Raw genomic sequence first — 21,584 nt, 5'->3', positions numbered from 1 at the left:
AGGTCGAGGCGTTCCGCAACCGGCCCCTCGACTCGGAGCATTACACGTTCGTGTGGATGGACGCGCTGACGATGAAGGTCCGCGAGGCCGGTCGCACCGTCAACGTCCACGCTTTGATCGCGGTCGGGGTCAACGCCGACGGCCAGCGTGAGGTGTTGGGTTTGGACGTGGCCTCGGACGAGGACGGCGCCGGCTGGCTGGCGTTCCTACGATCGTTGACCGCCCGCGGGCTGGCCGGGCTTCGACTGGTCATCTCCGATGCCCACGCCGGCTTGGTGCAGGCGGTCGGTGCGGCGTTGCCGGGAGCCTCGTGGCAACGCTGCCGCACCCACTACCTGCGCAACCTGCTCACCAAAGTCCCGAAGTCGGCACAACCCTGGATCGCCACCCTCGTCCGAACGATCTTCGACCAGCCCGACACCGACGCCGTCCGAGCCCAGTTCGACCGGGTCGTCGCCACGATCGAAGCGAAGTTCCCGACCGCCGCCGAGCACCTCGACAACGCCCGCGACGACCTGCTCGCCTTCACCGGCTTCCCGCGCGAGATCTGGCGCCAGATCTGGTCCAACAATCCGCAGGAACGGCTGAACAAGGAAATCCGCCGCCGCACCGACGTCGTCGGCATCTTCCCCAACCGGGCCGCGATCATCCGCCTCGTCGGCGCCGTCCTCGCTGAACAGACCGACGAGTGGACCGAAGGCCGCCGCTACATGGGCCTGGAACTACTCACCAAAGCCCGCATGGTCACCATCGAGACCAGCCAACACGACACCGACCAGGCCGACCCCACCCCGATCGCCGCACAACATCAAACCGGATCCCGCGATGGCCGTCTCCTACACCACCAGCGCGGACGTGACCAGCAGCTTCCGCGCTCGCCCGCCCGCGGGCCGGATCCAGTCCTCACCACGCCGGCTGCCAGTGCTGCTCATCCTCCGCCCCCCCACGTCAACGTCATGATGGGAGAGACGCGGGTTGCCTCGGGCGGAGATCCGTGACAACGAATGCGGGAGAGTAGCAGCATCGCCCGCACCGGGCCCGGCGTCAGCCGGTCTCAGCACGTCTCCTGGCCGAATCCGGCCAAGGTCTTGAGCAGGACATCGAGCGGTAGCTATTGTGGTGCACACCACATGTTGGAACGTTTCAACAAGAATGAACAGTGCACCCCCGCCTCGCACGCCGGTCGACCGATCGTCGGGTCGGGCGGTGTAGTCGCGGCGACCGGTCTCGGCGGGATCACCCCTCCGGTACGACCACCGAGCGCGCCACCCGAGGAGCGACCATCCGGTTGCGTCGCTGAGCAACCAGGTGGGGGCACCAACGTCCTGGTTCGGTGCCCCACGTGAGCTCTGATCAACAGAAGAGCGTGACTGAACACGACATGGACCCGCTGGCGCAGATCCGGGGCGGCGCAACCGTCCGGCTTTGCCGACCAGCGATGCTCAAGGGAGAACGATGTCCAAGGATTCACGCTGGGCCAGAGCACAAAGGATTGGGCTCGCGGGTGTTGCTGGGTGCACACTCGTCGTGGGCGGTGCGGCGACCGGCGCGTCGGCGGCGACTGAGCCGCCCGCAGCTGTGAGTGTTGCAGCGGCCTCCACGACCTCTGATTTTGCGGAGCGGCTGGAGAGCAAGTACATCGATCCGGACCGGGTCTTCAGTACAGACGTGCGCTGGTGGCTCGGCGAGGCGTCGCATACCGACGAGACCCTCCTGGAAGAGATCCAGGCTCTCTACGACTCCGGGTTCCGTGGCGTGGAACTGGCCATGCAGGGCGACAGCGCCGCACCAGACGCGACGTATGCCTACGGCACCGAGATGTGGACCCACAAGTGGAACTTGATGATGAACAAGCTCCTCGACCTGGGCATGGGTGTCTACCTCACCTCGGGCACGAACTGGGCCACCTCGAACGTGCCGGGGTTGGATCCGACAAGCCAGGCGGCCATGCAGAACCTGACCCTGGGCACCGGGACGGTGAACGCCGGCGCGAGCATGACGCTGCTGCCGACGCCACCGGCGAATGCGCGAAGGCCCGGGGCGAAGTTCGTGACCGCATACGCGTACAAACTGGTTGAGGGAGTTGCCGTCGACCCGGACAGCTTCATTGACCTGGCGCCCTTGGTGTCGCAGGGCGCGGACGCTTGGACGCAAAACGTGAACTGGACAGCTCCCGCCTCCGGGAACTACCAGGTGTTCGCGATCTGGACGCAGGGGACCTATCAGACCTCCAGCCCGTCCGCTCAGCCGAGTTACGCCACAAACTACTTCGATGTGCGTGGCGTGGAGGCGCTCAAGGCGTTCTGGGAGGAGCACTACCTGAGCGATCCCGCCCTGGTGGAGAAGTTCAAGCACGGCGACGTGCAGCTGTTCATGGATTCCCTTGAAATTCACCCCGGCGGCGGATCTGAATTTCAGGCGCCCGTGGCCACCGCGCCCCAGTTCACCTTCTGGGCGGAGGACATGGCTGAGGAGTTCCAAGCGCGGAAGGGCTACGACATCACGCCGTACCTCTTCCTGATCAGGGGCGTCAAGTCCCTGGTTTACGACCCATATCACTCCGTGGGTACTACCGGGGTGTACCGGTTGGACGGTGAAGAGGAGCGCCGCCAGGCCATCATCAATGATTGGCTTGACGTGCAGACGCAGCTGTACATGGAGCGGATGCTGACTCCGCTGAAGGAGTGGCTGAACTCCGTGGGCATCAAGACCCGCGCGCAGATCTCCTACGGCAAGCCCATTGAGAACTCCGAGCCCATCATGGCTGTGGACTACCCGGAGGCCGAAAACTTCAACCAGTACAACCAGGTGGACATCTTCCGCCTGTGGACCGGAGGTTCCAAGCTCGAGAACAAGGTGCTCTCCACCGAGACCGGGGCGCAGATGGCACCATACAACAACACTGCGCAGAGGGACCTCGAGGACGCCTACTCCGCCTATGCTGCTGGCTTCCAGCGCATCGTCTGGCATGTCTGGGGCGCGGGCTACAGTTACGGCAATACCCAATGGCCCGGGCACAACCCTACCGGTTTCCGGCATTTCGGCACCCGTCATCCTTCCGCCGCCGACTATGACGAGTTCAACGCGCACCTGGGTCGTGTGCAGCAGTTGCTGCAGACCGGGAAGTCACGCACCGATATCGGGTTCATTCACCAGAACTGGACGCAGGGCGTACGGTTCGGCGGTGGCGTCGGAAGCGACAATACCGAGATGAACTGGCAACTCGCCCATCAGGGCGTGTACTACCGTTCGACGGAATTGCAGGACAACGGCTACACCTACGACTACTTCAGCCCGAAGTTCCTGTTCGACGACGATGTCACGTTCGATGAGACCACCAAGACCATCGAGAAGGCCGGCTACAAGGCCCTGGTCCTGTACCAAGACTGGCTGGACATCGATGGCGCCAAGCGGATCCTCGATTGGGCGAAGAAGGGCCTCCCCGTCGTCATCCTGGAGGACGCTGGTTCACGGACGCCCCTCAACGACGGCAAGGGCGCCGAGCTCGCGGCGGTCATGGCCGAGCTGAAGACGTTGTCGACGGTTCGGACGGCGGAGGTAGTCGATATGCCGGCCGGCGGCTACTTCAGTGCCGACCCGGGCGGGTATGACGACAACGTCATGGAGAAACTGCAGGAGCTGGGCGTGTATCCGACGACCGGGTACTCGAAGTGGAACCACCAGCTGCTCACACAGACCCGCCGAGATGACGCCGGCAACGAGTACGTCTACGTCTACAACTACGACGACGGCTCGTACCACCAGTTCAGCCACAAGGAAAGCGTCCGGAACGAGGACCACGGCACCAACATCAAGACCGACATCGTGAAGCGCGGGCAGTTCATCCCGTACGTCATCGATGCATGGACCGGCAAGGTGACCGAGCTTGCCGGGTACCGGTGGGAGGACGGCAAGACCGTCGTCCCTATCGACCTCGACTACAACAACATCGAACTGTTGGCGTTCGAAAAGGTCGACAGCGAGAAGCTGCACGTCGTCTCCACGACCGCCGACTCGACGCATGCTGTTGCCGATGGTGTGGCTGTCCGTGCGACCGAGAGCGGCACCGTGAAGACAGAGCTGAGCAACGGCAAGCAGTACGAGAAGGCCGTGACGGTCCCGGAGGCGTACGACATCACCGACTGGGATCTGACGGTCGAGTCATGGCGGCCGAACCCGACCGCTGGGAACCTGACCCGCACGGAGACGATCGACGGCGTGACGACGACCAACCGGAAAACGTCCACGGTGAAGACTCCGATCAACGTGGAGTTGGACACGTTGACGACGTGGAACAACATTCCTGAGATCGGCAACGCGGTTTCCGGCACGGGCCATTACGAGGCAACCTTCACCTGGGACGCCGACAGCGCCTCCGGTGCCTACCTCGACCTCGGCGACACGCTCGAATCGAGCATGAAGGTGTGGATCAACGGTCAGAAGGTTGGCGGGCACATCAGCACCAACCCGACCAAGGCGAAGAAGGACGTCGGCGGCGCCGGCAAGCCCACCATCGATGACGGCACCGGTCAGCAGGTGCCCCTGGTGGGCAAGGACCTCTACACGGGTGGGGTCAACTGGACCAAACCCATCATGGACGCCAGCCCATATCTCGTCGACGGAGAGAACACGATCGTTATCGAGTACAACTCGGTGCTCTCGAACGTCCAGCTCAGCCGCGGCGTCATCGCCGAGGGGCTGAACCAGCGCGGCTGGTGGGGCAACGACCAGGTCTACCTCGAGTTCGGCCCGCGCCAGGCGAAGATCCTTCCGTTCGTCGATGTGCGGTATGACGCCAACGCACCGGAACTCGCAGTCGCCGTGGATCCGGAGATGGTGTTCCCACCGAACAACAAGTGGCGCACCGTGACGTTCGACATCGACGCGTCGGACGACTCGGGTGAGGTCGAGGTGGCACTCGTCGACGCGAAGGCCGAGGGCCACAAGGCCGACGTCGAGGTCGTCTCCGACATCGAGGCTCGGGTGCTCGTCCGGAACGGCGCTGTCTACACCTTCACGTTCCACGCGACCGACCCGAGCGGCAACACCACCACCGAGAAGGTCACGGTCAGGGTCGGCCGCTAGGCCACACACGACCCCCACGGCGCGTCGCCCTGTCCGGGCGGCGCGCCGTCGCCCTGGCAAGAGGAGTGCGGGGAACGAGGGTTCCCCGCACTCCGGCTCGCCACCGGACCCCGACCTGCTCCATCGTGACCAGGTTGTACGGCGTCGACCACCCGGGCGTCAGCCCCGCCGCCCAAGGATGATCGCCCCGGTGCACAACGACGAGATCACCAGGCCGGGCCGACGCGCCACCGCCCGGGGCAACACGCCGCTGTCGAACTCCGCCCAGATCCCCGGTTGGTCCCGCTGCCCGAAACCACCGCCGGGCACCACCCGCACGTCCGCCGACCGCAGCGACCATCCCTGATCCACCCGCACCCTGGTGCCGAACGCCGCCATCACAGTGCGCGGCCGCCCACCCGCGTACTCGGCGCGGACCGCTCCCCCGCTGAGCCGCCCGCCACCGAGAACACCTCAAATGGACCACCGAAGTCCTGCTCCTCGACCCGTCGAACATCACAATCTGCACCCGCAGCGGGTCCTCCGCCGGGCGGATCCGGATCGGCGCCCCGACCGCCGCCCCTGACATCCCCGCGGAGGCTGCCAGTACACCGGCTCCCGCCACCGCCTACCCCAACACATCCCGACGTCGCATCGCTCTCTCCTCACCTCGCCCAGCCCGCCGGTTCGCCGCTGAGGCTGGCTCCACCTGGCGCTGCTGGGGCCGCCCGCGGACGCTCGGACTGATCAGCCGTGAAGGAGACGGACCTGCCAGGAAACGCTGACACAGCCGGCCTCGGCGTCGGTGACCTCGGCCACCCCGGACCCGTCGACCCGCTCAACGACGTAGTCGTCGAGCTGATGGAACCGGGCCAGTTCGTCGGCCGCGGTCCCATCGAGGCGGCCGGCGACGAAGATGTCGTCGGGATCGAGAGTGTCCAGCACCTCGGCGAGGCTGTCCACGCCGTCATCCGGGTTATCGTCCGGGCGCTGCCAGATCTCGTGTGCCTCGCCAGCCGTCCCGGCGGCTGTGGCGGCCACGGCCGCCAGCGCGCCGTCGAGCAGCGACACCCGCAGCTGCTCGGCGTCGGCGCCGACCAGGGAACGGGGCAGGACGATCCGCGTGGTGTCCGGACCTGCGACCTCCGTCCGCACGCGATCGCCGTCACCCGTCACCACCTCGAGGGTGAGATCCCGCGACAGCGTCGCGCTGACGATGCTGCCCAGCACGGTGAACCAGTGCTCGACCGCCGCCACTGCTTCCCGCAGGTCCCCCGCCGCCGTCCGGTTCAGACCCATCGACCCGATCCGCCAGCTCACCCGCCCTGTCTGACCACCCATACCCGTACCCCCTCCTCTCCGGCCGCCCGCACCTCGAACTCCTGCACCACCTCGCCGAGCGCCCGGACGACGACCTCCCGGTCGCGCCGTACCGCAAGCGTCGCCGGCACGATCGCGGCGAGCACCAGCTGGTCCGGCTTCATCTGATCCATCGCCTCTCGGACCCGGCCGGCGGTCACCATGGCACCCGCGGGCCGGGCGTCGGGCGGTACGAAGAGATCCACCAGCTCCGGCCGACCCGGGTCGGAACGCGGGGCGCGTACCGGGGGCGCTCCCAGGCGCTGCTCCACGCCGACGGCCTCCAACGCACCTAGCAGCGCCCGGAACAACCGGACCGCAAGTAGTCCGTCACCGGGCACGTCGAACCACGCCACTGGTACCCGCACCAGGTAGCCGATTTCCTTGGCGCCGCCCTGGCCGCGCGTCCGCACGTGCCTGACGGACGGCTTTGCTTCGGTGTGCACGGTGACGTCGAGGCGAAGGTAGCTGCGGGCCGGGAAGGAACGCCGCAGCCACTTCGCGCCGTCGACCACCCGTTGCAGCGCCGCCTCGACGAAGGTGGCGAGGTTGTGTATCCGGGCCTCGTACCCCGCGACGTCCACGCCGAGATCGCGTGGCGCGTCGCGGGGCTGAACGGACAACCAGAAGGTCATGGAGGCTGACCCTACCGGCAGGACCTGGCCATGCCCGGGGGGCGCACGTTGTAGCGACGCACGTAGCTCAGGCAGCTGCGGTACTCCCACATCCGGGCGTGGTAGCGGGTGGGGAACCTCTTGATCTTCCGGATCCGGCAGTTCCGGTAACCCGCCTTGACGCACTTGTACCGACTGACGCTGGCCCGAACGAGGGGCGGCCAGGCACTGGTGATGCCGTACTTGTAGACCCGTTCGCGCCCCCGCGAATCGGTGTAGTTGATCTGGTAACCCCAGCTGCGGCCCCGGTACCTGTTGCTGTTGCGGTTGCTCGACGAGCCCTTGGAACGGGCCGGTGGCCGACCTGCGATCTTCTTGATCCGCTTGTTCCGGGCGGCCGTCCTGGCCACGGCGCGCTGCGCCAGCCGTTTCGCCACGTACCGGGCTGCCAGCCGACCGCCGATACCGACGAGGATGGGCACACATACCGGGCAACGCCCGTCCAGGTCCGTGACGTTGACCGGGTCCTGATTGGCGTAGTCGTAGTCGTTCGCCGAACCACCCTGCACCGGGTCGACGGACAGGAAGCGACCGGTGTGCGGGTTGTACAGGCGGACACCCATCAGGATGACGTCATCCAGGGCGTCACCGGAGCGTTGCTTGCCGCCCAGCCAGCCGTACCGCTGGTCGGCCTGCCCTGCCACCGGCACGCCGAACTCCTCGTAGTCCAGCAGTTCGGGTTCGGTGAGGGCGGGGTCGATGGTGACGTTCACGTCGCCGTGCAGGCCCACCAGGTGCAGCCGTACGTCGCCGGTGGCCGAGGTGGTCGCTGCCAGGTCGCCGTCCGGGCCGGACACGTTCCGGGTGACGGTGCCCTGGGCGTCCTCCACTACCCAGTGGACTTCGTCGGAGTCGTCACCGTAGTGGTTCACCTTTGTGGTAGCGGCACCCCAGGTGCCGTCTATCAGCGTCTCCGTGGTGAAGGTGCGGAACCGCTGCGCGGGGTCCAGCGTCCACGTCTGGCGCGCGTCCCCGAGCTGCTGCCGCTGCACCAGGTCGTTGACGTGGAAGGTGTTGGTCAGACCGCTGGGCATTCGGACCGTCCGGCCGAACGCGTCGTACTCGTACCCGACGTCCGTCATCCGGTCGGCGGTGTCGTAACTGTGACCGCTCTGCGCCTCGACCGTCGTCTCCTGACAGGCTCCCTCCGCATCGGGCGCATACCGGCTCAGGGAGGTGCGGTTGCTGCGCTCGTCGTAGTCGTAGACCCGGGTCACACAGCCACCGGTGATGGGGCTGTCGTGGCGGGTGCGGACCAGCCTGCCTGCCCGGTCGTAGCCGTACTCCTTGCTGCCGCCGGTATAGGCGTGGTCCACCCACTGGCCGGCGACGTTCTCGGTCACCGCCTCGGTGAAGACCACCTCACCGTCGGAGTCGCGGGTGTACGTCCGCTCGACCGGCTTGAGGTTGGCGTTGAGCCGATCCGTCCGGGTCAGACCGCCGGGGTAGGTCATCCGGACGAGCTGACCGTCAGGGGAGTACCGGGCGGTAAACGTGCCGGCGACGCTATCGGTGCTGCTGGTCATCAGGCCCCGGGGCTCCACCGTGCGGTCGTACTGGAAAGTGACGTGGCCCGTTGGGTTCGACACCTTCACCGTGTTACCGGACCGGTCGTACTCTTTGGTTGTCGCGCCGCCGTCGGCGTCGGTGTAGCGCACCAGCCGGCCGAGCGCGTCGTACTCGCGAGAGATAACGGAGCTGCCTGAAGTGGTGGTGGCGATCTCACCGTTGGTCGGGTCGTAGCTGGTGGCCGAACTCTCGACCGCCACGCCCTGGTTGCCGGTGACGTCAAGACGCACCATACGGTTGGCCCCGTCGTAGCTGCTGGTGGTGGTCCGGATCGCGCTGCCGACGGTCTCCGTGACCACCTCCTCCTCGCGGTAGGGGCTGTAGCGGGTGACCCGCCGCACGGGCAGTGTCCCGCTCATTCGGGCCGGGTCGTGTCCGGTCACCGCACCCGCCGGGCGGCTGACGCATAGTTCACCTGCCCACTCAGGCCGATTGCCGCACGCGTCGTCCTGAGAGTTTGCTCCCGCGGTGTAGTAGATCTCCTCCTGCGCGTACGCGTCCGCGCCGGTGGAGCCGACGCCCCGCGTCCGCGTGACGCGCCCGGCCGCGTCGTAGACGGTGTAGGAGGCGAGTTCCTCACCGTCGCCACCCTCCACCACGACCTTTGTCGGCTTCTGCAACGTCCAGCCCGAGACGCCACCGAACTCGGCGTCGTATCCGCTGCGGCTCGTCCGGGTGTCGGTGTCCGGGTAGCCGACGATCTGCACGCTCTCCGTCTCGGTGGTGAGGAGGTGGTACATGGCGCCGTCCGGCTTGTTCTCGTCGTACTTCTTCACCGTGTGCACTCGGCCGATCACGGTAGACCCGGCCGGGATTGCGGTGAGCGGCCCGGTATCGTCCGGGTCCGCAACCGGGTTCTCCAGCACCATCGTCGAGGTCGGCCCAAGGGTGTCGACATGGTCGACGCCGTCCGCGCTGTACTTGTTGACAGTCGACAGGGCCAGTGCCCGGCTGGCCGTGTCCGAGCCGGCCAGGCCCAGCTCCGCCAGGTGGATGGCGGCGTCCGGCAGCGTGCCGAGGGCCAATTCCCGGTCGGTGGCCTCCAGCGCGCGGACCACGTTGCCGAACCGGTCGAACTCCTGGGTGTCGATGTGCCCACCGGGAGTGGCCGTGTTCACCTCGCGCCCCCCGGCGTTGAGGTAATGCACGGTGGCGTAGCGATAGCCGCCCGAGCCGGGCGCAGACGGGGTCGCGCTGTGGCGGCCCGGGTCGTCCTCCAACTCGAAGACGGCAGTCGCGTCGGTGGGGACGTCCACCTGCCCCCAGGTGGCGACGCTGGCAGCATCCAGGTTGTACGGTCCACCGGCCGACTGCGTCAGCGGCACGTGATAGACCATGCTGGTCGCGGTCTCTCCGTCGGTGGCCGTCTTGGATCCCTGCTGGAGCGCGGCCCGGCGCGCCTTGAGCAGGCGGCCGGCGTTCTCGTCGCCGGCGAGGTCGGCGACCTGCGCGTCGGTGAGCGCCTTGCCGTAGATCCTGACGTCGTCGATGCCGCCGTGCCAGATGTTCGAGGCTGCCCCGGCCCACTTGGCCCGGCCGACCACGTACCCGCCGGTGGCGTTCCAACCGCCGACCGCCGCGGTAGTGGTCTGCCGCACCCCGTCGACGTAGAGCTTCATCTGGCCGCTGGCGGTGTCGTAGACGCCGGTCAGATGCGTCCACTTGCCAAGCACCGGGGCGGTGTTCGAGGTGGCCCGGACCGGGGTGGCGCTGTCGCTGTCGGCGCTGACCCGGGAGAACGCCCACCGGTCGTCGGCGGCGACGTAGTTGAGGAAGAAGCCGCTGGTCCGCGACCCGTCCTTGGACACGGCGGTCCGGTTGACGGACTTGTCGGTCACCCGTACCCACGCCGAAACGGTGTAGGAAGAGGTGTTGGACAGGGCGGTGCCCGCGACGCTGATCTGCTGGCCGGTGCCGCCGCTGAAGCCGGCGGCCCGGTCGGCCGGATTGTCCGGGTCGTTGCCCTGGGTCCAATACACGCCGGAGGCCATGGTGCCGGTGCGGCCGCCCCCTGAGGAGTCGGTGACGGTGGTGCCGGAGCCGGCGTCGAGATCCCAGCGCAGGGCGGCGGAGTCGACGTCCGGGTTGCCGTAGTCGAAGCTCCAGGGCAGCTGGCCCGCGGGCGTCATCCGGATGACCCGGCCGTCCGAGTACTCGTAGGCGGTCTTCAGGGCTGGACTGATCCGGGGGTCCCACACCTCGCGCAGTTGACCCAGGTTGTCGTAGGCGTACCGCGCGACCGTGACCGCCATCATCGCGGCCGCGTCGGGGTCCCACAGCCACAGCTTCACCGCGGTGACACGGTCCACGACGTCGCCGAAGACGCTCTGGCTCAGGCCCGGCGTCGTCGTGGTCGCATACTGGTACTCGAGGACCTCGCAACCACGCGCCGGGATCGCGGCGGCACAGTCACCGATGCCCGGCTCGACCGGATTGATCACCTTCTTGAGCAGCAGCCGACTACCGGTGGTCTCGTAGACGTACCGGGTCGTGGTGCCCGCGTCCGCCGTCCAACTTGACGTCGCTGCCCACACCCCGCCCTGCTGGGTGAACTCGGTGACCGTGCCGCCCACCTCTGACAGCCGGTACGCGGTGCTGCCGACCCTGGTCAGCGTCAGGTCCTCGGCGCCCGGCTCCGCAGTGAAGGTGACCCCGTCGGAGCTACGGGCGAAGGTGGTCCAGTCCCCCTCGGCGGTGTGCACCTGGACCAGCGACGGCTCGGGCAGCGTGAGTGTGGTGTATTCGCCGTCGGCGGAACCGCCGGTGGCTCCGCCGGTCCAGGCGGGGCCGAACGGGGCGACGATCTCGGTGACCGACAAGTTGTCCCAGTAGACCTTGCGGCCGGAGCCGCCCTGCATGCCGTTGTAGAGCCGAAAGAACGCCTCGGTGGCCCCGGCCGGAACGGTCATATCGACCGAGAGCTCCTGCCAGCCGTCGGTGTAGCCGGCCATCTGGGAGGCCACCTCGCTGTAGGTGGTGCCCACCTTGTGGAAGCCGACGATCCGCAGGCCGCGCGCGGTGTGCGCGGGCACCAGCCCGGTGGCGGCCGGCACGTAGATCCAGCCGGTCATCCGGTATGTCTTGCCGGGACTCATGCCAAGGCGGAGCCCGCCGTTGTCCCCGCCGACCGCGACGTAGGTGTCGTTGCTGGTGGTCGTGACCGGGGTGATCTCTAGCGAGTCGACCGGCGTCGTCTCACCCTGGCCCCGCACGGTGGAGCGCAGCGCCGATGACGTGCTCGGCACGGAGAAACCGGTCAGGTCGGTGGAGACCTGCTGCTGGTTGGCGGTGAGCCGTTGCGCCATCGGCTGGTAGCCGTCCTGCGGCTTCCGTGACGACGCCGTCCGGGCCACGGTCATGCCCAGGTCGTCGACGTCGGTCTCGGAGAGGAGGTAGTCCCCGGTGAGCAGGTTGACCGAGCCAGGACCGGCGTCCTCGTCGGCGCCGCCGCTGCCGCTGGAGTCGACGGTCACCCGCACCCACGGGATGGTGTATGAGGGCGTGGTTCCGGTGGCGGTGTACAGCTGGGCGCGCACTTCCACGACACCGCCGACCAGGCCGAGGGTGTCGGTGGCGTTCCAGATCGCGTACCCGCCCAGCGACGATAGCGCGACCGGGCTGGCGGCGGTGGCGGTGATCGGCGCGCCGGTAGCGGAGGTCAGGTTCGCCGACGGCACCGGGAGCGTCGCAGCGCCGGGCCCGCGCCGGTACTCGTAGTACGCCCGGGTATAGCCGGTGACCGGGGTGGTGATCCGCAGCTTGGTGCGCTTCACGACGGTCGCGCCGGGCAGCGGCTCGGCGAGGGCGGCGTCGCCGGCCTCGAAGACGTACAGGTTGGGGCTGGACAAGTTGCCCGCCGAGTCCTTGGCCTGCACGGTCAGGGTGCGGTGGCCGTCGCGCGGCGCGAGGGTCACGGATTTCGCACCGGTCGCGGCGACCGTCGTCGCGCTGGTGTCGTAGTCGAACTTGTAGACGAACGCGGCGAGGTCGGTCGTGCCGCTGGCCGGGGTGAAGGTGAACGTGTCCGGCCGGCTGGCGCCGCCGTGCGGCTGCCCGTCGTTGAGGTAGATCGTCGCCGAGACGAACGGCACCCCGGGCTTGTCGGTGTCAACGGTCAGCGGTGTCCACACCGTCCAGGCACCGTAGTTCCACGGGTCCTTGGCACGGACCTGCCACTCGTACTGCGTGCCGTTGACCAGGTCGACGGGCACCTGCCAGGAGGCGGTCGAACCGTTGGTCCAGGCGGGGCTGCCGGAGCGCAGGCCGGAGGAGCTGACCACCGCCTGGGTGGCCTTGTTCCGCACCACGAACTCGGCCTGCAGCGTCTGGCCGGCGTTGGCGTCGGCGAGCTTCGCCGACAGCGTCGGCCGCAGCGACGAGGCCCGCGCACCGGAGCCGCACGCGGTGTAGCAGGGAGCCACGGCGAGCGCGGACGGCGCGGACGGCGCGCTGTTGTAGGTGATGGTCACCAGCGGTGGGTGGGCGCCCTCGGCGGAGTCGAACCGCTTCCAGCCGGACGTGGAGGTCTCCGACGTCGCGCGCAGCATGACGCTGGCGCTGGTTAGGTTGTTATCCGCGCTGTGCTGCAACGCGCCGCCGACCTCGATGTAGACATAGCCGTCGCCGCAGGAGGAGTTGTAGCCGCGGGTCTCGGTCGAGGCGCCAACCTTCGCCCGTGCAGTGGGCTGGTTGGTCCACCGCACCGACGAGTCGACGTAGTCGGTGCGCCAGGCCTCCCAGGACGCGGCGGTGCACGACCACGAGTGGTAGTTCCACAGCCGCAGCTTCGCGGTGATGATCCGGCTGCCGCCGAGGCCGGTGGTGTTGAACCGTAGGTACGACCGCGCGTAGAAAGTCCCGCCGTCATTGGAGTAGCCCAGCTTCAAGTCGCTGGACCCGGACTGGTCGCTGGAGTAGCTGTTCTGCACGAACGCGTCGAACGACGGCGACAGCGACGTCGGCGGGTCGATGGTCACCGGGAAGGTCAGGTCCGGCCGAGCGAGGAACTTCGGGTCCGGCGTCAGCTCCATGACCGTACGGCCACCGGCAGCGACCACCGCCCGCAGCGCGACCGGGGCATGGTTGACGTGCTCGCCGGAGAGCGGGGAGACCTCCGCGTCCCACATCAACGGCGTCTGCGCCCGCCCCACCTGCCGGCCGCGGGAGTTCTTGAAGACCAGGCCACCCATGCCGTCCTGGGTGGCGGTGAGCTTCCCGGTGCGCAGCGGCAGCTTCAGCGTGCGCACGTGCGCCAGGCCGGCACGGTCCTTGACCACGACGTGCTGCTCGTACCCGGTGGCGTGGGCGTGGAACACCAGGTCGACCCCGGGCCGCACGTCCGGGTACGTGATGGTCCGCCCGTTCAGCACGGGCTCGGGCAGCGGGCCGGGCCAGGCGACCACCGCGCGCTCGGAACCGGTCCCGATGGTGGCGACCTCGTGCTCGCCGGCACCCGGCGTGGCACCGGCGAAGGTGAGGCCGCGCGGGTGGGCCTTCGGCGCGACGACACCGTCGGCCCGCCGCTGAAGGGTCAGGTCGACCGGCACCCAGGTGTTGTCGCCCTGACGGACCCGGACCGGCGCCAGGGCTTGCTCCTCGGTGAGCGTGCCGTCCGGGTTGGCGAAGACCTGGGTCGTCTCGGACCGCCGGTTCGCCACCTCGACCCGCGCGGCGCAGAGCCGCGCCGCCACCGCTGCGGACACCTCGTCCGGCCGGTCGTCAGGACAGGCGGGCTTCGCCTGCCCCGCCGGCTTCGGCGCCGCCGCGGCCGGCCGCTCGACGCGAGCCGGCACCTCCGACATCGTCGCAACCAGGACCACCGCCAGCAGCAACGCCAGCCGCCCAGCCCAGCGCGCGAAAACACCACCCGCGAGCGCGACGAACACACCTGTCCCCGATTGCTGTTCCACCGAAGCTCCCGTGTCGGAACGAATAGGTCGGCGCAGCATAGGAATGTTCGATGTGGACGATCAACTTCTTGACAGCCGGACGCGCAGCGCGTATAAGCAATGACCCTCTCAGGACACCTGGTACCGGAAGCCGCCGATGCGGCGAGACGGATCAGTCGGACTCGCCCCACCGGTGATCCTCACTATGAGGTGTCCTCCGCGATGGCGGCGCGCGGCTCGGCGATGTACTTGACGTCAGCAGGACGGCCGTCCACCTGCACGCGATCGTGGCGCCGATCTAGGGCAAATCGGCAGCCAATCTCACGCTGCGTCATCCGGCCCTGATCGCTCAGTGCTCAGACCGGAGGGTTACCGCGTAGGGCACGCGTGAAGAGGATCACAGTGACCGTCGATGCATTGGGGACGGCCGGGCGGGCTGGATCCGGGTCGGCGGACCTGTCATGATGCGCCGCATGTCCCTGCACCGCCGTACCGTGCTCGGCGCCGGTCTCGCGGCCGTTGCCACGACCCTGGCCGGTTGCCGCGAGGCAGTCCGGTCAGCCACCGCCGGAGCGAGCCCCGCGCCCACCGTCAGCGCGAGCGCGTCGGCCGTGCCGAGCCGGTCGGCAGCGGCGCAGGACGCGACCGGGACGACCGTGCACGGCGGCGCCAACGCGGCCGGCCGGCTGCTCGTGGCGCTCAACCGCCACCTCGCGCCGACCCCTGCCAACCCGAACCACCCGGCGTACGCGGGCGCGGTCGCGCTCTGCCAGGTAAACGGGGCCACGGTGGCGCGCGCGTGCGTGGGGAAGGCACTGCACTACGACGCAGGGCCGGTGCTGCTGCCCGACTCGCAGCAGGTGGCGATGCGGCACGACTCGATCTTCGACCTCGCCTCGATCACCAAGGTCTACACGGCGATCCTGGCGTTGCAGCAGGTCGACAAGGGACGGATCGACCTGGCCGCACGGGTGGTGGACTACCTGCCGGACTTCACCGGCACCGGCAAGGACAAGGTCACCGTCGCCATGCTGCTGGCACATACCAGCGGCCTGCCGGTCGGGGCCAAGGTCGCCGGCCTACCCGACGACGCGGCCCGGCGGGCGGCGGTCCTAGCCACTCCCCTGGTCAGCGGCGCGGTTCCGGGCACCGTCTACCGGTACTCCAGCGTCGGGCTGATGGTGCTCGCGTTCCTGGTCGAAAAGGTCACCGGCCAGCGGTTCGACCAGGCGCTCAAGACCGGGCTGACCGGCCCGCTCGGCTTGAAGTACACCGGCTTCAACCCCAAGACGTGGCTCAGCGCCGCCGACCAGGCCGCCCGACTGGTCGCCACCGACGCCCGATCCTCGCGCGGGCTGCTGCGGGGCGTGGTGCACGACGACGTGGCCAACCACATGGGCGGGATCGCCGGCCACGCCGGCATCTTCAGCACCGCCGCCGAGGTGGCCGTGATCGGTCAGCTGCTCCTGGGCGGCGGCAGCTACAACGGCACCCGGATCCTCTCCGCGGAGATCACCCGGCAGATGCTCACCAACGTGAACGCCGGCCTGCCCGCCGTCGACCCGGAGCGCCCCAACCGCACGTCCGCGCACGGCCTCGGCGTCGTGCTCGACCAGCCCTGGTTCATGGGCAGGTTGAGCCGCCCACGTACCTTCGGGCACACCGGCTTCACCGGCACCTCCCTGGTCGTCGACCCGGACCGCCGGGTGGTCCTGGTCCTGCTGACCAACCGCGCCCACCCGAACTGGAGCTGGGCGAACCCCGACCCGGTCCGGGTGGACGTCGCAAACGTGATGGCCGCCATCCCGCGTTAGGGCAGGCCATGTTTCAGAAGCGGCGTAGCCACTCGTTGCTCGCCGCGACCTGCCCCGGTGGCTTCGTAGCGGACGGCGAGCTGTCGTCGCAGGTGGTTACTCCGCGTCGCGTTCGAGTCGGTTTGATGCCGAACCCCACGCGGGATGCACCCACGCCGACCGCCGGGCCCGCTCGGCGCGCCCGCCGGGGCGGAGTCCGAGCGCTTCCGTGGCGAGCGCTGCTGCTCGGCGTACCGGTCACCGTGGGTGGGCTGGGGCGCTTCCCTAGCTCGGCGCCACCGTGCTCGGCTTCCTCGTCGTTGACATCATCCTTGGCGCGGCTGCCCGCCGGCGCCGCCGCGCCGTACCGGTCTTCACGGCCCCGGCCGGCAGTTGACCCCCGTTGCCGCATACCGCTCGGACCACCCCGGTCGTGCGGTTGTGCGCTGTGGCGTCGCCCTGAACGTTGACGACTCCGAAGGTCCCGGCACCGCTGAACGTGCACCGGGACGACCGGGCCGGACCGTCGTTCCTGCGCGGGCTGGTGATCAACCTGCTTAATCCGAAGATGATCCTGTTCAGCGGGGCGTTCCTGACCCAGTTCGTCGCCCCGTCTGCGGGTAACGCGACCGCTCAGCTGGTCCTCCTCGGTGCCCTCTTCATGGCCGTGCAACTCACCGTCGACATGGCGCTTGGCGCGGGGACCCCCTCGCCGCCCGCAGTCGATGACGCCGAGGACCAGGGCGTGACCCATCCCTCGGGTGCCCGATCCTCTACGCCATCCGGCCGGCGTCAAGCGCTACGCGTGGGCACGTCGATGGTCTACGGCCACCCTTGAACCCGACCGGCCGCCGCAGTACTTGCCACCTACCCGGGGGATGGGGACAGCCTGGCGGCTACCGTCTTCCGGCCGTGTCCGCCTTTCCTAGACCGGTGGCTGTACAGCCATCGGTAGAGCCAAGCCGGCCGACAAGCGCCGGACGAGAACGCCAGCGAGCCGACAAGCGATGCAGGTCAGCGGCAGTGGCCGACGCTGGCCGACAGGCGTCTTGGATCTTTGCAAAGCAGTGGTTGGGTCGGACCATCCACGGGCCACAAGGCGGTGTCACCCGAGGGCAAACTAGGCCACTGGCGGCCCGGCCGACCAGGCGACACGCGGTGCCAGGGCCGATCTTGTCCAATTCCCAAGCTGACAGTGCGGGTTCGATTCCCGTCACCCGCTCCAACATGAAGGCCCTGATCAGGACGCCAGTCCCGGCCAGGGCCTTCGATGTGCCGCGGGCCACCAGCGCCCGATGCGCATCCACGGCCCACTACGGGCCATCAGTTCGCGGGTGCTCGCGCCCGTCCGCGCACCTGGAGCCCAGCAAGCACGACACGGTGGTGAAACATCGGCCTGTGCCGGTCGGCGTAGAGTGCCCAGCCATGGCCGCTCCTCCTGTCCTGCGAGACATCTTCAACGCTTATCAAAAGCAACTGGGCGAGGAGGACGATGGCTTCCTCTTCGAAGACGAGCAGGGACCGATCAGCCGGCTGGATGTGCTCGTGTATCGGCCCAAGTCCGCGACGGACATGACCTCTTTCGCCACGATCGGCATGGCGGCGAAAGAAATGCCGGCGGTGCCCGGACCGGGTGGAGGTGGCCGCGCCGAGCTCCACCTCCGGCGGCGCGGGCCGCTAACCCGTTCTGAAGAGCACGCGATCGCTGTCCGGTTGGCCGACCTTGCGGTGCACCCGTTCGTAACAGGAATGCAACTGAACTGGGGACACATGATCGGTTTCCAGGGGGACTTCCCGACCTTTCGCGGATGTCGCGCGGTCTTCCTTGCCGGGCCGTTGAGCGCCGACGGGCTGGACTATGTCCCCACCAGCGCGGGCGCTGTCCGAGTCATCAACGTCGTGCCGATTACGGACACGGAACGTGAGCGAGGAAAAACCCTGCCGCCCGTCGACTTCGCCCGATCACTTCTGGAGCGTGCCGACATCTTCGCCGAGCGCCCGCAGTAGCTGGATCCAGCCGCCATGTCTAGTCCCACCTGATGCTTGACGGATCCGTCCCAGCACATGCACGACAGTCGGCCTTAGTTCTCAGTCGTCCTGGTTACATGCGGTGACGCCCGAGCGGCTGCACTCACGTGCCGAATTGCGTGCGCCGCAAACCTCGATGGCAACGATAGGAGAGGCAAACACGTCAGGCGGGGTTGACTTTCGTGGCGTCCGTGGGAAAGGTGTCGGAAGTCTCTTGGCGGTCGCGGAGCGACACGCGACGGGCCAGAACCGTGGCGCCAGCAAGTGCGGCTAGGACCATGGTGGCCTCCGCCACCACTACGTGCGGTGCCGTGCTGTAGCCAGTGGACCAAGCGAATGCCATGGTGATCGGCGTGATGAGAATGCCGGCCGCCGGTAGCAGCAGGCTCATCATCCGCGCCGTTTTCCGGACCTGGGGCACGTCGCGCAGTCGGAGCCGGACCGCGATGACCGCTCCCGCAACCACCACGGCGGCCGGCACGCCATAGTAGATGGCGACGGCGACCTGAATCGGTACCTCGATCGAGCGAGGGATATCCATCATGCGTACGAACAGCGGGTATACCGCAGTCAGGATGCCGTAGCCGAGTACGCCACCGAGTACCGCACCGATCAATGCGGTACCGAGAAGACGGCCGTAATCCCGGCGCACTCGCCGGACACCGGCCTCATCGGCGAGCCGTCGGGCAAAGCCGGCCACATCCCCGCCGAGCAACTGCACCGGGTCGACCCCGTCTGCGGCCGCAGCCTGCAGATCGAGGCGCAGATCGGCGGCGAGTGTCCCCCGATCGGCCCTACCGACCCCGTCTGCGCGCCAGGCCTGGTCGGCTTCAGCCAGGACGCTCTCGATGGAATCCACGGTCAACTCCTCGTGGGGTTGTGGTTGGGCGCGGCGAGGATGGCACCAACGGTGTCGGCGAAGCGGGTCCACTGCTGCTGCCAGGCATCCAGGTGGATGCGGCCGGACCCGGTCAGCGCGTAGACCTTGCGGGGTGGGCCGGTCGGGCTGGCCTGCTGTTCGTCAACGACAAGGCCAAGGCGGCGCATCCGGGTCAGCAGTGGATAGATGGTGCCGTAGCTGATCACGCCGAACCCGGCTGCCTCCATCCGCCGTACCAGCTCGTAGCCGTGGGCGGGCTCGCGCGCCAGGAGTGCCAGTAGGCACATGTCCAGCGCACCACGAAGGAGTTGGGTCTGCCGCTCGTTGTCATCAGCCGGCTGGTTTTCCGCCGCTATCATGCGTCACATAGTACGCCACTCCTCGGTGCCGCGATATACAGAGCTACATCATCCGTCGACCACGTCGAAGCCACGCGAGGCAGTGTGGGGCCGAGACGACCGCTCATGCCGCGCTGCGCGTCCCTGTCGCGGACCGTGAGGGCCTCCGCGACGCGCCTTAGAGGATCATGTCGGGCATCAGGTGGGACGCGAGTGTCAAGCATCTCCCGTGACACGACATGGATCCAGCCGCCAGCACTGCCGAATTGGCCTCTTAAGGATCAAGGCGGCCCGCAAAGCGGGCCGCGCCGGCCCGGCCCCGGCCTGCTGGCGACCTCCGGCCGGCATCGGCCGGGCCGGCCGGCCACGCTTGGGACGACCAAGCCCTTGAAGACCTCGGGGCTCCGCCCCGAACCCCGGCCCTCCTTAGAGATCAGCCGGGGGCGGATCACCTCGCCGGGCACCACAAGGGCTACCAGCCTCCCCGGACGGGGCCAAGGTCGTTCGTCCGGTAGGGCGCTCCACCTTGTCCCCGTCCGGGGAGGCTGGGCGGTCTACGACTGCCCGACGAGGAGATCCGCCACTACAGGGGCTGGACCGCCAAGATCCAACTAGCGCGCGTGCGCACAGCGTGTGGGACCCTTTTGCGCATGGAAGAGGCGAAGTCGATCGTCGTGCAGCTGTACTGCCGTTTTGAGATCACAGTCGATGACTCGGAGGCTGTGTTCGAGGCTGCCGAGCGGCGGCTGCGGAGTGCCAACATCGACTGGCCGAGCGAGCAGGACACCCTGGAAGAGGCGGTCGCTGAATTGCGAAGCGACTTGGAGCAGTCGGTTGCCAGCTTGGTCGATCCTGACCGGGTGTTGGCGGACGTTCCCGGCATGGAGGTGCGCCGTGGGCGGTGGTGGGCTGAGATCGGAGGGCCGTCCGAGCGGTTCCAGCCCGGCTTTAGGCCACCGGATGAGGAGACGTGATCTCGCGGTCGCTGCTCTTAAGGCTGTGTCTCATTTGGTGAGGCGGCGGTAGCAGATCAGGGTGCTTGCGATGGTGGCGAAGGCTTCGAAGTGGTCGCCTTTGCGGTCGTAGCGGCGGACCAGGCGCCGGTGGCGCATGAGCCAGGACAGGCACGATTCGACGATCCAGCGGTGGCGGCCCAGGCGTGTGGAGGACTCGATGCCTTTGCGGGCGATCCGCACGCCGATCCCGCGCCGGCCGACCTCGGCGCGCAGGGCGCGGTTGTCGTAGGCCTTGTCGGCGTGCAGCTTGTCCGGCCGCCACCGGCGGCGTCCGCCTGGGGTGCGTATCGCCGGGACGCTGTCGAGCATGGGTAGCAGCAGTTGGCTGTCGTGGACGTTCGCGGCGGTGACCATGACGGCCAGGGGCAGACCGGCCCGGTCGCAGATGACGTGGATCTTGCTGCCCGGTTTGCCTCGGTCGACCGGGTTCGGGCCGGTCAGATCGCCCCCTTTTCCGCCCGTACGCTGATCGAGTCGACCACCGCCCTCGACCAGTCGATCCGACGGTCGCTGCCGAGCCGGTCCAGGGTCGCCTCGTGCAGTCGAAGCCAGAACCCGGCCGCGGTCCACTGGCTGAACCGCCGGTGCGCGGTAGCCCGGGTCACACCGAACGACGCCTCCGGCAGCTTCCACCAGGAACAACCCGCCTGGGTCACGTACACGATCGCGGCCAGCACCGCCCGGTCGTCCACCCGCCGGCGACCGCCACCCTGCCGACGAACCGGCGCGGGCGGGATCAACGGCGCCGCTATCTCCCACAGATCATCCGGTGCCCAGGTACGGATCATGGCCTCGTCCACGAAAGCAGATCATGGCCCCAGGTCAACGACTATCCAAATGAGACACGCCCTAACTCTTTGAGTGTTGGAGTCGGCGCCAGCAGATGATGGCGCAGGCGAGGGTGAGGAACGCTTCGTGGATGTCGTCGCGGATCTCCCAGCGGATGCGCAGGCGGCGGAACCAGTGCAGCAGGGC

The 21,584-nt window shown here is 68.2% G+C and carries 12 protein-coding genes and 1 pseudogene; 7 read left to right on the top strand and 6 right to left on the bottom strand.

The annotated features are described in order from the left end of the window. The 3 genes and pseudogenes from D7I43_RS30675 to D7I43_RS32885 form a co-directional block, all read left to right on the top strand. A pseudogene (locus D7I43_RS30675) lies at positions 1-794 on the top strand (IS256 family transposase); the annotation flags it as partial. 661 nt (positions 795-1,455) lie between these two features. After that, on the top strand, positions 1,456-5,085 hold the full coding sequence (locus D7I43_RS30670) for a glycoside hydrolase family 2 protein (protein WP_120332060.1): 3,630 nt from the start codon (positions 1,456-1,458) through the stop codon (positions 5,083-5,085). Between the two features lie 190 nt (positions 5,086-5,275). Continuing rightward, on the top strand, positions 5,276-5,431 hold the full coding sequence (locus D7I43_RS32885) for a hypothetical protein (protein ID WP_158610189.1): 156 nt from the start codon (positions 5,276-5,278) through the stop codon (positions 5,429-5,431). 380 nt (positions 5,432-5,811) lie between these two features. Here the strand turns inward: D7I43_RS32885 and D7I43_RS30660 are convergent, their stop codons facing one another. The 3 genes from D7I43_RS30660 to D7I43_RS30650 are packed head-to-tail and all read right to left on the bottom strand — an operon-like array spanning position 5,812 to position 14,575. Next, the gene (locus tag D7I43_RS30660; RefSeq protein ID WP_147427340.1) at positions 5,812-6,321 is read right to left on the bottom strand and encodes a hypothetical protein; all 510 of its coding nucleotides are present in this window, start codon (positions 6,319-6,321) and stop codon (positions 5,812-5,814) included. 59 nt (positions 6,322-6,380) lie between these two features. Further along, entirely contained in the window at positions 6,381-7,058 is a 678-nt protein-coding gene (locus D7I43_RS30655; RefSeq protein ID WP_147427339.1) for a hypothetical protein, read from the bottom strand. Positions 7,059-7,069: 11 nt separating this feature from the next. Then, on the bottom strand, positions 7,070-14,575 hold the full coding sequence (locus tag D7I43_RS30650; protein WP_147427338.1) for a LamG-like jellyroll fold domain-containing protein: 7,506 nt from the start codon (positions 14,573-14,575) through the stop codon (positions 7,070-7,072). A gap of 452 nt (positions 14,576-15,027) precedes the next feature. Between D7I43_RS30650 and D7I43_RS30645 the strand changes: the two genes are divergently transcribed. From D7I43_RS30645 to D7I43_RS30635, 3 genes are all read left to right on the top strand, one after another. Beyond that, positions 15,028-16,368, top strand: a complete 1,341-nt coding sequence (locus D7I43_RS30645) for a serine hydrolase domain-containing protein (RefSeq protein WP_240033289.1) — start codon at positions 15,028-15,030, stop codon at positions 16,366-16,368. Between the two features lie 445 nt (positions 16,369-16,813). Beyond that, positions 16,814-17,185 carry a LysE family translocator gene (locus tag D7I43_RS30640; protein WP_120332054.1) on the top strand — a complete coding sequence of 124 codons (372 nt, stop codon included), beginning with the start codon at positions 16,814-16,816 and terminating at the stop codon, positions 17,183-17,185. A 587-nt stretch (positions 17,186-17,772) separates the two neighbouring features. Continuing rightward, complete coding sequence (locus tag D7I43_RS30635) at positions 17,773-18,354, top strand: suppressor of fused domain protein (protein WP_158610188.1); 582 nt, start codon at positions 17,773-17,775, stop codon at positions 18,352-18,354. A gap of 184 nt (positions 18,355-18,538) precedes the next feature. Here D7I43_RS30635 and D7I43_RS30630 read toward each other — a convergent pair whose 3' ends face one another. Both D7I43_RS30630 and D7I43_RS30625 read right to left on the bottom strand, forming a co-directional pair. Continuing rightward, the gene (locus D7I43_RS30630) at positions 18,539-19,234 is read right to left on the bottom strand and encodes a hypothetical protein (protein ID WP_120332052.1); all 696 of its coding nucleotides are present in this window, start codon (positions 19,232-19,234) and stop codon (positions 18,539-18,541) included. A gap of 2 nt (positions 19,235-19,236) precedes the next feature. After that, positions 19,237-19,614 (bottom strand): PadR family transcriptional regulator, encoded by a 378-nt coding sequence (locus D7I43_RS30625; RefSeq protein WP_120332051.1) that lies wholly within the window; start codon positions 19,612-19,614, stop codon positions 19,237-19,239. A gap of 629 nt (positions 19,615-20,243) precedes the next feature. On the opposite strand from D7I43_RS30625, the gene D7I43_RS30620 reads away from it, so the two are divergent. Then, positions 20,244-20,567, top strand: a complete 324-nt coding sequence (locus D7I43_RS30620) for a hypothetical protein (RefSeq protein ID WP_120332050.1) — start codon at positions 20,244-20,246, stop codon at positions 20,565-20,567. Positions 20,568-20,597: 30 nt separating this feature from the next. Here the strand turns inward: D7I43_RS30620 and D7I43_RS30615 are convergent. Next, positions 20,598-21,397, bottom strand: a protein-coding gene (locus D7I43_RS30615) for an IS5 family transposase (protein ID WP_120332061.1) whose coding sequence is annotated in 2 segments (ribosomal slippage) — positions 20,598-21,064 and positions 21,064-21,397 — 801 coding nt in all. Because the reading frame shifts where the segments join, the coding sequence is not laid out codon by codon here. Positions 21,398-21,584 lie beyond the last annotated feature (187 nt).

The sequence above is a fragment of the Micromonospora globbae genome (assembly GCF_003610785.1).
In the GTDB taxonomy this organism is placed as follows: domain Bacteria; phylum Actinomycetota; class Actinomycetes; order Mycobacteriales; family Micromonosporaceae; genus Micromonospora; species Micromonospora globbae.
Note: the sequence above shows the minus strand (reverse complement) of the source record. Positions and strands in the feature narration are given on the sequence as shown.

Excerpts from the sequence above, each read along its gene's own strand:
- D7I43_RS30670 (WP_120332060.1), top strand. The coding sequence starts at position 1,456 with ATGTCCAAGGATTCACGCTGGGCCAGAGCACAAAGGATTGGGCTCGCG.
- D7I43_RS30655 (WP_147427339.1), bottom strand. The coding sequence starts at position 7,058 with ATGACCTTCTGGTTGTCCGTTCAGCCCCGCGACGCGCCACGCGATCTC.
- D7I43_RS30645 (WP_240033289.1), top strand. The coding sequence starts at position 15,028 with ATGTCCCTGCACCGCCGTACCGTGCTCGGCGCCGGTCTCGCGGCCGTT.
- D7I43_RS30635 (WP_158610188.1), top strand. The coding sequence starts at position 17,773 with ATGGCCGCTCCTCCTGTCCTGCGAGACATCTTCAACGCTTATCAAAAG.
- D7I43_RS30625 (WP_120332051.1), bottom strand. The coding sequence starts at position 19,614 with ATGATAGCGGCGGAAAACCAGCCGGCTGATGACAACGAGCGGCAGACC.
- D7I43_RS30620 (WP_120332050.1), top strand. The coding sequence starts at position 20,244 with ATGGAAGAGGCGAAGTCGATCGTCGTGCAGCTGTACTGCCGTTTTGAG.